This window comes from Citrobacter sp. Ce104, assembly GCF_030334595.1.
GTDB lineage: Bacteria > Pseudomonadota > Gammaproteobacteria > Enterobacterales > Enterobacteriaceae > Citrobacter > Citrobacter europaeus.
Genome location: NZ_JAOWDP010000063.1, coordinates 16538 through 27173, shown reverse-complemented (window position 1 = coordinate 27173; position 10636 = coordinate 16538). Strand labels below are relative to the sequence as shown.

Below are 10636 nucleotides of genomic sequence, written 5' to 3'. Positions count from 1 at the left end.
TTAAAGAGCAGTTGCGACGCGCTTTAGCGCTCTGTCGCGAGGTGGCGTATATTACGCTTTCCTCTTTCAGAGTCAACCCTCAATTTCAGGTTTTTCTCTTCAACCGAACCGGCTGTTTGCGTGAAGTGATTCACATCTGCCGTGTCGATGGAGGCGCATTATAGGGATCCCATTTTTTAGCACAAGTGTTTTTTGGATCTTTTTTGCTGAATGCTTGTTTTTCACCCCTTTCGCTACATTCCTGCGCAATTTGGCTGATTTTTGATAGCTAAATCACTTGCACAGTCTCAATAATCCAACCAAAGTCTTCATTACCGCTCTATTTTCGTTGAGGTAAACATGTCTGATGTATTACATCCTTATAAGGATCTTTTCCCACAGATCGGAAAACGCGTGATGATCGACCCCAGCAGCGTCGTCATTGGTGATACTCGTTTGGCTGATGATGTTGGGATTTGGCCATTGGTTGCGATTCGTGGCGACGTGAATTATGTACAAATCGGCGCCCGTACGAACATTCAGGATGGCAGCGTTTTACATGTCACGCATCAATCCACATCGAATCCGCAGGGTAATCCATTGATCGTGGGTGAGGATGTGACGGTCGGTCATAAAGTCATGCTACACGGCTGCATCATTGGCAACCGCGTATTGGTCGGTATGGGATCGATTGTATTGGACGGCGTAGTGGTAGAAGACGACGTTATGATTGGGGCTGGAAGTCTGGTTCCGCAAAACAAACGCCTGGAGAGTGGATATCTGTACCTGGGAAGCCCGGTAAAACAAATCCGCCCATTAAGCGATGAAGAGAAAGCAGGCTTAAAATACTCAGCTAACAACTATGTTAAATGGAAAGATGAGTATTTAAGTCAGAGTAACCAAACCCAACCCTGAGAATCTTCCTGCTGATCCTGGATCAATGCTTCGGCCTCTTCCTCCAGGTCCCAGCGATACTGTTGAAAAGTTTCCAGCCACTGTTCAGGCGTGCTGCCACCAAAGCGGGACGCCAACCTTTCTCCTGAAATAGCACATGTTAGCTGCATACCATGAACCATCGCCGGAAAAACCACGGCGCTGACATCCGTGCGCCATTCTTCTCGATCGGGAAACTGGATCGCCTGATTCATGCCGACAATTCCTGTTGCATGCTTTTAATGACGGGTTCAATCTGCGGCAAAACCCCATGCCAGAGTAAAACGGCGTGCGCGGCCTGACCCACCAGCATCCCCAGGCCATCGGCATACTGTTTCGCCCCATGCTCAGCACACCAGGAAAGGAACGGTGTATTCCCCTGCTGATAAAACATGTCATAACAATAGACAGAGGAGTGGATAAGTGATGTCGGAATAGCGGGTACCTCACCGCTAATTCCGCTAGACGTCGCGTTAATGATCAAATCAAAACTGTAATTATCAAGCTCGGCCATACCCACTGCCTGCACGCTGCCGGTATGAGAGAAGAGTTGAGCCAGTTCTTCAGCGCGCGAAGCTGTACGGTTAACGATAGTCACCGCGCAATCCATAGAAAGAAGAGGTAATAAAACCCCACGGGATGCGCCACCAGCCCCGATCAGTAGAACTCGCGCTCCAGGACGAATGAAAGATAAACGTTCAAGATCGCTTAATAAGCCAATGCCATCCGTGTTGTCTCCCAATAAACGCCCATCCTCTAATCGTTTAAGGGTATTAACCGCTCCAGCAAGAGATGCCCGCTCCGTTAGTTCATCGGCACGTGCAAACGCCTCTTCTTTAAAAGGTACGGTGACATTTGCCCCCTTCCCGCCCTCAGCAAAAAAAGCGTTCAGCGTATTCACAAAATCATTGATGGGCGCCAGTACACGTCCATAGGAATGATCAATCTTCAACTGCTCTGCAAATTGCTGATGAATAAAGGGCGATTTACTGTGCGCTATCGGATTACCAAAAACAGCATAGGCTTCTTTCATATTACCCCTGTCGAAACTGTTCACCCGTCAGAGCATCACGGATCTCCGAAGGATTCAAACGCCCTCCGGTCTCCCCTTCAACTACAGGAAAGTCTGTACCAAACTGCGCGCGGACTTCCTCTACCGTTCTGCAAGGCGGTAAGCCACTCAAATTAGCACTGGTGGAGACTAACGGTTTGCCATAAGCCTGGCACAATGCAACCACCAGCGGGTGATCGGTGACACGCACGGCCAGCGAATCAAAACGACCGGTCAACCAACGAGGCGTTGTCGCAGGCGCCGGGAATACGAAGGTGACAGGACCAGGCCAGCGGGCGAACACCGCCTCACGTTGGGCATCAGTAAGCGTGCTATCGTCAATGTAAGGCTTAAGCTGGTCAAAGTTTGCCGCAATCAAAATTAAGCCTTTATCGACCGGGCGTTGTTTTAGCTCCAACAGACGGGTAACAGCCGTTTCGCTGTCGGGATCGCAGCCGACGCCAAATACAGCTTCTGTTGGATAGGCGATGACTTTTTCTTGTTTCAGAACCACTATCGCCGCAGCGATAGGGCCTGTGGGCAGGTTATTATTCACTTTTTTATTCCGCCGGGATCGGCTTTCCACATTGTTTACTGGCACAGAAATGTTTCACACCCTGCGCGGTTTTCTTTTCTATGAGTAGCGGATAATGGCACTCAGGACACTCTCCGGCTAACGGTTTGAAGTTAATGACAAACTGGCACTCCGGATAGCGATCGCAGGAGTAAAAGGTTTTGCCATAACGGGAACGCCGCTGGACAAGGTGGCCAGTCTGGCATTGAGGACAGACAATTGCTGTTTCATCAGGCTTGTCGATAAGTTCAGTGTGTTCACACGTCGGATAATCACTGCATCCAATGAACATACCGAATCTTCCCTGTCTCAGAACCAGTTCAGCGCCACATGCAGGGCAAAGCTTACCCTCCAGAACTTTGACAATATGTCCGTCCGCTGAAGATTTTAGCGGACGGATGTAATCGCATTCTGGATAGTGTGAACAACCGAGAAACGGACCGTGTTTCCCGGAACGAATAACCAGTTCAGCCCCGCATTGTGGGCAGGGCTCGTTTTTACGCACCGTGAACAGTGCTGATTTAGCCATAACAACTCATACTGAATGAAGATTGATTAATGCAGCATACCTTCATTCACTTCAAAGAGTAATTCTTCCATTTGCTGATAGGCATTTTCACAACCTGGAATGTTGAATAGCACCATCAGGATCACCCACTTCAGGTCTTCCAGATCGAACTCTGCCGTATCCAGCGCGAGTACACGCTCAATAACCATTTCTCGCGTTTCGAGGTTTAGCACCTGAATCTGCTCCAGGAATAGCAGGAACCCTCTACAGCTTGCATCCAGTCGATCGCACTCTTCTGCAGTATAAATACGTATAGAAAGAGGGTCAGATGCCAGTTGCATAGGTTCAGCAAGCCCATCCTGATAATCAGCTAGCTTTTCCAGCCAAAGTAACGCGTTGTAAATGTCTTCACGATCAAAACCAGCGTCGGTAAGATCCCGTTCCAGTTTGTCCTGATCCACACGCAGCTCAGCTTCGTTATGGATATATGTCTCAAACAAATACATTAGTACGTCGAACATGGCATGCCCTCCTCAATCGGACATAGCCGCCGGGTACAGCTGCGATCCATCCTGCTAACTCCAGTTCGAGCAGTTGAGCCACTACCTCTGGCACAGGTTGGCCGGCACGTTCAGCGACGACGTCAACAGGTGTTACCTCATCTCCTACGTTAGCCAGGAGCTCCGGAAATGGCAATGCCACCTCTTCGTGATCTGGCGAATAAATTGATTTTTCAGGTTCATCTGGCAGCCAATGCAGCCCATATTGCAAATTTTCCAGAATTTCCTCTGGAGCGGTCACAAGCATGGCTCCCTGCTGAATAAGCCAATGTGGGCCTTCGCTTCCCGGACTCCCTATCGGTCCAGGCAAAGCAAAAACCTCCCGTCCTTGTTCCAGCGCGCAGCGCGCAGTGACCAGTGACCCGCTACGCTGGGCTGCTTCAACAACCAGGACACCTTTACTTAGACCACTAATAATGCGATTTCGTCGGGGAAAATTGCGCGGTAAAGGGAGCGTATCTAATGGGAACTCAGACACCAGTGCGCCTCCAGCATCAATCAGCCGTTCAGCCAGACGGACATGCTGTCGTGGGTGAATGGTCTCAAGCCCGTTACCCAGCACTGCTATACTCGTGCCCTGACGGTTTATCGCAGCATTGTGCGCCACGCCATCAATCCCCCGGGCCAGACCGCTGGTGATCGTCACGCCGCATGCTGCAAGCTTTTCACAAAACAACCGTCCCCAGCGTTCGCCATACCAGGAGTGCTGTCTGCTGCCGACAACGGCCACCTGGAACGAGCGGAGGCATGCGGGGTTTCCTGCGACAAAAAGCACCCCAGGATAATCCTCAATCGCACGGAGCAATGGCGGGTAATGATCGCTGTCGGCAACCACAAAATGGTGGTTTGGCTGCTCAAGCCAGCGCAGCGTTTTTTCCAGCGTCTGCTGTGAAAAAGTTAAAAATCGTCGGGCCTGACGGGGAGAGAATCCTGCCTGCAGGAGTACCGCATTGTTAATGCACGGTTGAGTATTAAGCCAGTGGGCAATGCGCACCATCTCATCACCATACAGTTCATTCACTTGCGCTAAACGTAGCCAAATTTCGATTTGGGTCATCCCTGTTCCCCTGCCACAAGCAGTCCTGGCAATCTTTGCGATTGGTCACTGATGCTGTCAATCAGAGGGGGTTTTGTCTAGAATAGAGGTAATAATCTTTTCAACTCCTGAACACAACTCTGGATAACTATGTCAGTTTTGCAAGTGTTACATATTCCGGACGAGCGCCTTCGCAAAGTCGCAAAACCGGTCGAAGAAGTGAATGCAGAAATTCAGCGTATCGTTGATGATATGTTCGAAACGATGTACGCCGAAGAAGGTATCGGTCTGGCAGCAACACAGGTCGATATTCATCAGCGCATCATTGTTATTGATGTCTCTGAAAATCGCGACGAGCAGTTGGTACTTATTAACCCAGAGCTGCTGGAGAAAGACGGCGAAACCGGCATTGAAGAAGGCTGCCTGTCAATTCCTGAACAGCGTGCGTTAGTACCACGCGCAGAGAAAGTAAAAATTCGTGCGCTCGATCGCAACGGCAAATCTTTTGAACTGGAAGCCGATGGCCTGCTGGCTATCTGCATTCAACATGAAATGGATCACCTGGTCGGTAAACTGTTTATCGATTATCTGTCTCCGTTGAAGCAACAACGCATTCGTCAGAAAGTTGAAAAACTCGACCGCCTGAACGCCCGAGCTTAAGGACAAGAATCAACGTGTCAGACTCACTACGTATTATTTTTGCGGGTACACCTGACTTTGCAGCGCGTCATCTCGACGCGCTGTTGTCTTCTGGACATAACGTCGTTGGCGTGTTTACCCAACCGGACCGCCCAGCGGGACGCGGTAAAAAGCTAATGCCCAGCCCGGTAAAAGTACTGGCAGAAGAAAAAGGGATACCGGTTTTCCAACCCGTCTCTCTTCGCCCTCAGGAAAACCAGCAGTTGGTTGCTGATTTACGCGCAGACGTGATGGTAGTGGTGGCATATGGCCTGATTCTACCAAAAGCCGTACTGGAAATGCCGCGTCTGGGTTGTATTAACGTTCACGGTTCACTGCTGCCACGCTGGCGTGGCGCGGCACCGATCCAGCGCTCACTGTGGGCTGGCGATGCCGAAACCGGTGTGACTATCATGCAGATGGATGTTGGCCTCGACACCGGTGATATGCTGCTTAAGCTGTCCTGCCCGATTACGGCAGAGGATACCAGCGGCTCGCTATACGACAAGCTGGCAGATTTGGGGCCTCAGGGGCTGATTGAAACGCTAAAACAGCTGGCTGCCGGCACGATAAAACCAGTGGCACAAGATGAATCACTGGTTACGCATGCAGAAAAACTCAGCAAAGAAGAGGCCCGCATCGACTGGTCACTTTCGGCTGCTCAGTTGGAACGTTGCGTCCGCGCCTTTAACCCATGGCCCATGAGCTGGCTTGAAATCGACGGTCAGCCAGTGAAAGTCTGGCAAGCTTCGGTTATTGCTGTAAACACACAGGCCGCGCCAGGCACTATTCTTGAGGCGACAAAGCAGGGTATCCAGGTCGCAACAGGCGATGGCATCCTGAATCTCGTCTCTTTGCAGCCTGCCGGTAAAAAAGCCATGAGCGCGCAGGATCTGCTTAATTCGCGACGGGAATGGTTTATACCCGGTAACCGTCTGATCTGACGGTTCATCTCTTTAAGCCCGGTATCTCCGGGCATTTTTATTTTTGCGCTTATGAAAAAACATCTTAATTTACGCAGTATGGCGGCCCAGGCCGTCGAACAGGTTGTCGAAAAAGGGCAATCATTAAGCAACGTGCTGCCTGCCATGCAGCAAAAAGTTGCCGATAAAGACAAAGCGCTGCTGCAGGAGCTTTGCTTCGGCGTATTGCGCACACTCTCCCAACTGGAGTGGATGATCCAGCAGTTGATGGAACGTCCAATGACGGGCAAACAGCGCACCGTTCACTATCTGATCATGGTGGGCTTCTACCAGCTGCTGCATACCCGTATTCCACCGCACGCTGCGCTGGCTGAGACCGTAGAAGGCGCAGTTGTCATAAAGCGTCCGCAGCTCAAAGGGCTGATCAACGGCGTGTTGCGCCAGTTTCAACGCCGTCAGGATGAACTGTTGGCCGAGTTCGCGCAAAGCGATTTACGTTTTTTACACCCCTCCTGGCTGGTGAAACGTATTAAGAGCGCGTATCCGCAGCAATGGGAAGCCATTCTTGAAGCCAATAACCAGCGACCGCCGATGTGGCTTCGTGTCAATCGTATTCACCATACGCGCGATGCCTGGCTGGACCTGCTTACCGAAGCGGGATTAACCGGTTTCCCGCATCCGGACTACCCGGATGCAGTACGTCTGGAAACGCCGGCCCCTGTACACGCTCTCCCTGGTTTTAGTGAAGGCTGGGTAACCGTCCAGGACGCTTCCGCTCAAGGATGTGTAACTTATCTGTTGCCAGAGAACGGTGAACAGATCCTCGACCTGTGCTGCGCGCCGGGCGGGAAAACCACTCACATTCTGGAAGTTGCTCCGCAAGCTAACGTCATGGCCGTCGATGTCGATGAAAAACGCCTGTCACGCGTTTACGACAATCTGAAACGCCTGGGCATGAAGGCAACCGTAAAACAGGGTGATGGCCGCTATCCACAGCAGTGGTGCGGTGAACAACAGTTTGACCGTATTTTGCTGGACGCTCCATGTTCTGCCACCGGGGTGATACGTCGCCATCCGGATATCAAATGGCTGCGCCGCGACCGGGATATTGCCGAACTTGCCCAATTACAGGCTGAAATCCTGAATGCAACCTGGTCACACCTTAAACCTGGCGGCACGCTGGTTTATGCAACGTGCTCTATCCTGCCAGAAGAAAATCAGCAGCAAATTGCCGCCTTCCTGGCACGCACGCCAGATGCGGTATTAAGCGAAACCGGTATACCGGAAAAACCCGGGCGTCAGAATTTACCGGGTGCGGAAGATGGCGATGGCTTCTTTTACGCTAAGCTAATCAAAAAGTGATGAGATAACGGGTCGCGACTGATGAAAATTATCATTCTGGGCGCAGGTCAAGTTGGCGGTACGCTGGCTGAAAACCTGGTCGGAGAGAACAACGATATCACGGTAGTCGATACCAATGGTGAGCGCCTGCGTAGCTTGCAGGACAAGTTTGATCTCCGCGTCGTGCAAGGGCATGGTTCGCATCCCCGCGTTTTGCGTGAAGCTGGGGCCGACGATGCCGATATGCTGGTTGCCGTAACCAGCTCAGATGAAACAAATATGGTTGCCTGCCAGGTAGCTTATTCACTGTTTAATACGCCTAATCGCATCGCCCGAATTCGTTCACCAGATTACGTTCGTGATGCCGACAAGCTGTTTCAATCCGATGCGGTACCTATCGATCACCTGATTGCGCCTGAGCAACTGGTTATCGATAGCATTTATCGGCTGATTGAATATCCGGGTGCATTGCAGGTAGTAAATTTTGCCGAGGGTAAAGTCAGCCTTGCTGTGGTGAAAGCCTATTACGGTGGGCCGCTGATTGGTAACGCACTGTCGACAATGCGTGAGCATATGCCGCACATTGACACCCGCGTGGCGGCGATTTTCCGTCATGACCGACCGATCCGCCCGCAAGGTTCTACCATTGTTGAAGCGGGTGATGAAGTCTTCTTTATCGCAGCATCGCAGCATATTCGCGCCGTAATGAGCGAATTACAGCGTCTGGAAAAACCGTACAAACGCATTATGTTAGTGGGTGGCGGTAATATCGGCGCTGGTCTGGCACGTCGTCTGGAAAAAGATTACAGCGTCAAACTGATCGAACGTAATCAACAACGCGCATCGGAGCTTGCGGAGAAACTGCAAAATACGATCGTCTTTTTTGGTGATGCCTCGGATCAAGAGCTGCTGGCAGAAGAACATATCGATCAGGTTGATCTGTTCATCGCGGTGACCAACGATGATGAAGCGAATATCATGTCGGCGATGCTTGCCAAACGGATGGGCGCCAAGAAAGTAATGGTGTTGATCCAACGCAGAGCATACGTCGATCTGGTGCAGGGCAGTGTGATCGATATTGCGATATCACCGCAGCAGGCGACCATCTCCGCGCTGCTCAGTCACGTGCGTAAAGCTGATATTGTCGGTGTGTCTTCACTACGCCGCGGCGTCGCGGAAGCCATTGAAGCCGTCGCACACGGTGATGAAACGACGTCGCGGGTAGTGGGGCGTTCAATTGATGAAATTAAACTTCCACCAGGAACCATCATTGGCGCTGTTGTGCGTGGTAACGATGTGATGATTGCCAATGATAACCTGCGCATTGAGCAGGGCGATCACGTAATTATGTTCCTGACAGATAAAAAGTTTATTACCGACGTCGAGCGATTATTCCAGCCAAGTCCTTTCTTCCTGTAATAATTTGGGCGCTAATACAGCGCCCTTTTTATTTCCCTTTATTTTTCATGGTCTAATAAATTTTCCTTTCGGCAATACATAAATGGAAATTGCCTAAACATTTGTTAAACTTATAAACGTCAGCTGCATAGGGAGAATAAAATGAGCATTATTAAAGAGTTTCGCGAATTCGCGATGCGCGGGAATGTTGTCGATTTGGCAGTGGGTGTCATCATTGGTGCGGCATTCGGTAAGATTGTTTCATCACTGGTTGCCGATATCATTATGCCGCCGCTGGGGCTGTTAATTGGTGGAATTGATTTTAAACAGTTTGCTGTAACGTTACGTGATGCGCAGGGAGATATCCCGGCTGTCGTCATGCATTACGGTGTATTTATTCAGAACGTCTTCGATTTCATTATCGTTGCGTTTGCTATCTTTATGGCAATCAAACTGATCAACAAACTGAACCGTAAAAAAGCGGAAGAGCCGGCAGCACCGCCAGCTCCATCGAAAGAAGAAGTATTGCTGAGTGAAATTCGTGACCTGCTGAAAGAACAGAATAACCGCTCTTAAGCACTCAGTGAAACAAGAAGGCCAGTGGTAAAAAAGTGAATGACTTTCTTGCCACTGGCCTCCCAGTTACCCCGATTGCCATGTTTACCTTTACGTAGATAACTTCCTTTCCCTTTCTTATTTTTCTCGACGCGCTGTCTGAAAAGTGGATCGTGTAAAAGCGCCTCAATAGCGTTGTCCTTTATCTGCCCTTTGGTGTGCTGATAACGACTCATAATATCTCCAGTTTGTAGTAATTTACGCCGCGAGTGTAGACCTGACCGTTCAATAAATCAACAGCCTGATGCTGAGCCGCTGGCGCCCTGCTCAAGTGCTTCAAGGATAGAGCAGTACACGCTGCTGTGTGCTTTTCCACAACACGCGTCATTCAATCTCTGCAGCGACCGTTGCATCGCCTGAAGCTCCGCTATTCGTGCTTCGACCTCCTGCAATCTTTCCTGGACGATCCCTTTTGATTCCTGGCAGGTATGATGTTCGGGATCAATGCGGATCGACAGCAGCTCGCGGATCGATTCCAGAGTAAACCCAAGCTGACGGGCATAACGAATAAACTTCAGACGCTGAAGATCGCTTTCCGTATAGAGGCGAAACCCGCCTTCTGTACGTATTTCATGTTCCATCATCTGCTGCTTTTCATAGTAGCGGATAGTATCAGGCGTTACGTCAGCCAGTTTCGCTAATTCACCAATACGGTACATGCTCTCTCCGCTAATCGTCGTTGATCTTCTGTAGCAGCTTATCTGCATATTCGCCGCGTAAAAACTCGGTACTGAGTCCAGCCTGCCGAAGTTTCAGTTCCAGTAGTGACAGTCTTCGACTCACCTCCGGATAACTGGGATCATCTTTGCGGATCCCTGCGAGTATTTCAAGCAACTGTATTGCCTCTCTGCGCTGCTCAAGCTCAGGAGGAAGACATCCAGCATTCTTTAATAGACGGAATCCGGCACGAAGTTCAGGCGGGACATGAGAATCATCGTCAAGGATCAGCGGCTCACCTGTACCAGGTAAACCATCAAACTCACCTTTAGACTGTGCTTCAATAATATGGCGCTCTGCCCACTGGTCCAGTAACCACATAC

At 50.4% G+C, this 10636-nt stretch carries 15 protein-coding genes; 6 read left to right on the top strand and 9 right to left on the bottom strand.

The annotated features are described in order from the left end of the window. Nucleotides 1–339 precede the first annotated feature (339 nt). On the top strand, nt 340–894 hold the full coding sequence (locus OGW16_RS10640) for a gamma carbonic anhydrase family protein (protein ID WP_286518399.1): 555 nt from the start codon (nt 340–342) through the stop codon (nt 892–894). On the opposite strand, the gene OGW16_RS10635 is transcribed toward OGW16_RS10640, so the two are convergent. The 6 genes from OGW16_RS10635 to dprA are packed head-to-tail and all read right to left on the bottom strand — an operon-like array spanning nt 870 to nt 4662. Next, complete coding sequence (locus OGW16_RS10635) at nt 870–1127, bottom strand: DUF1488 family protein (protein ID WP_043018530.1); 258 nt, start codon at nt 1125–1127, stop codon at nt 870–872. The two genes, OGW16_RS10640 and OGW16_RS10635, sit on opposite strands and share 25 nt — an antisense overlap. Continuing rightward, nucleotides 1124–1945 carry a shikimate dehydrogenase gene (gene aroE, locus OGW16_RS10630; protein ID WP_286518398.1) on the bottom strand — a complete coding sequence of 274 codons (822 nt, stop codon included), beginning with the start codon at nt 1943–1945 and terminating at the stop codon, nt 1124–1126. The genes OGW16_RS10635 and aroE overlap by 4 nt, the downstream gene beginning before the upstream one ends. A gap of 1 nt (nt 1946) precedes the next feature. Next, nucleotides 1947–2519, bottom strand: coding sequence for an L-threonylcarbamoyladenylate synthase type 1 TsaC (gene tsaC / locus OGW16_RS10625; RefSeq protein WP_080626025.1), 573 nt, complete (start codon nt 2517–2519; stop codon nt 1947–1949). A 4-nt stretch (nt 2520–2523) separates the two neighbouring features. Then, nucleotides 2524–3066, bottom strand: coding sequence for a DNA topoisomerase family protein (locus tag OGW16_RS10620; protein ID WP_072033907.1), 543 nt, complete (start codon nt 3064–3066; stop codon nt 2524–2526). Between the two features lie 26 nt (nt 3067–3092). After that, nucleotides 3093–3566, bottom strand: coding sequence for a DUF494 family protein Smg (smg, locus tag OGW16_RS10615; RefSeq protein ID WP_003031162.1), 474 nt, complete (start codon nt 3564–3566; stop codon nt 3093–3095). Then, nucleotides 3538–4662, bottom strand: coding sequence for a DNA-protecting protein DprA (gene dprA / locus OGW16_RS10610; protein ID WP_181634256.1), 1125 nt, complete (start codon nt 4660–4662; stop codon nt 3538–3540). The genes smg and dprA overlap by 29 nt, the downstream gene beginning before the upstream one ends. A 129-nt stretch (nt 4663–4791) precedes the next feature. Between dprA and def the strand changes: the two genes are divergently transcribed. From def to mscL, 5 genes are all read left to right on the top strand, one after another. Continuing rightward, nucleotides 4792–5301 carry a peptide deformylase gene (gene def, locus OGW16_RS10605; RefSeq protein ID WP_003031159.1) on the top strand — a complete coding sequence of 170 codons (510 nt, stop codon included), beginning with the start codon at nt 4792–4794 and terminating at the stop codon, nt 5299–5301. A 14-nt stretch (nt 5302–5315) separates the two neighbouring features. Next, entirely contained in the window at nt 5316–6263 is a 948-nt protein-coding gene (gene fmt / locus OGW16_RS10600; protein ID WP_047408248.1) for a methionyl-tRNA formyltransferase, read from the top strand. A gap of 51 nt (nt 6264–6314) precedes the next feature. Beyond that, a complete protein-coding gene (rsmB, locus tag OGW16_RS10595) occupies nt 6315–7604 on the top strand; it encodes a 16S rRNA (cytosine(967)-C(5))-methyltransferase RsmB (protein WP_043018536.1) in 1290 nt (429 codons plus the stop codon). Between the two features lie 21 nt (nt 7605–7625). Beyond that, nucleotides 7626–9002, top strand: coding sequence for a Trk system potassium transporter TrkA (trkA, locus tag OGW16_RS10590; protein ID WP_003031153.1), 1377 nt, complete (start codon nt 7626–7628; stop codon nt 9000–9002). A gap of 141 nt (nt 9003–9143) precedes the next feature. Then, nucleotides 9144–9557, top strand: a complete 414-nt coding sequence (gene mscL / locus OGW16_RS10585; RefSeq protein WP_043018537.1) for a large-conductance mechanosensitive channel protein MscL — start codon at nt 9144–9146, stop codon at nt 9555–9557. On the opposite strand, the gene arfA is transcribed toward mscL, so the two are convergent. Genes arfA through OGW16_RS10570 form a run of 3 tightly spaced genes read right to left on the bottom strand, consistent with a single transcriptional unit; the run spans nt 9554 to nt 10634 of the window. After that, a complete protein-coding gene (gene arfA / locus OGW16_RS10580) occupies nt 9554–9772 on the bottom strand; it encodes an alternative ribosome-rescue factor ArfA (RefSeq protein WP_047408242.1) in 219 nt (72 codons plus the stop codon). The two genes, mscL and arfA, sit on opposite strands and share 4 nt — an antisense overlap. A 57-nt stretch (nt 9773–9829) precedes the next feature. Continuing rightward, nucleotides 9830–10255, bottom strand: a complete 426-nt coding sequence (zntR, locus tag OGW16_RS10575) for a Zn(2+)-responsive transcriptional regulator (RefSeq protein ID WP_043018539.1) — start codon at nt 10253–10255, stop codon at nt 9830–9832. 10 nt (nt 10256–10265) lie between these two features. Then, the gene (locus tag OGW16_RS10570) at nt 10266–10634 is read right to left on the bottom strand and encodes a DnaJ family domain-containing protein (RefSeq protein WP_047408239.1); all 369 of its coding nucleotides are present in this window, start codon (nt 10632–10634) and stop codon (nt 10266–10268) included. Between the last annotated feature and the right edge of the window lie 2 nt (nt 10635–10636).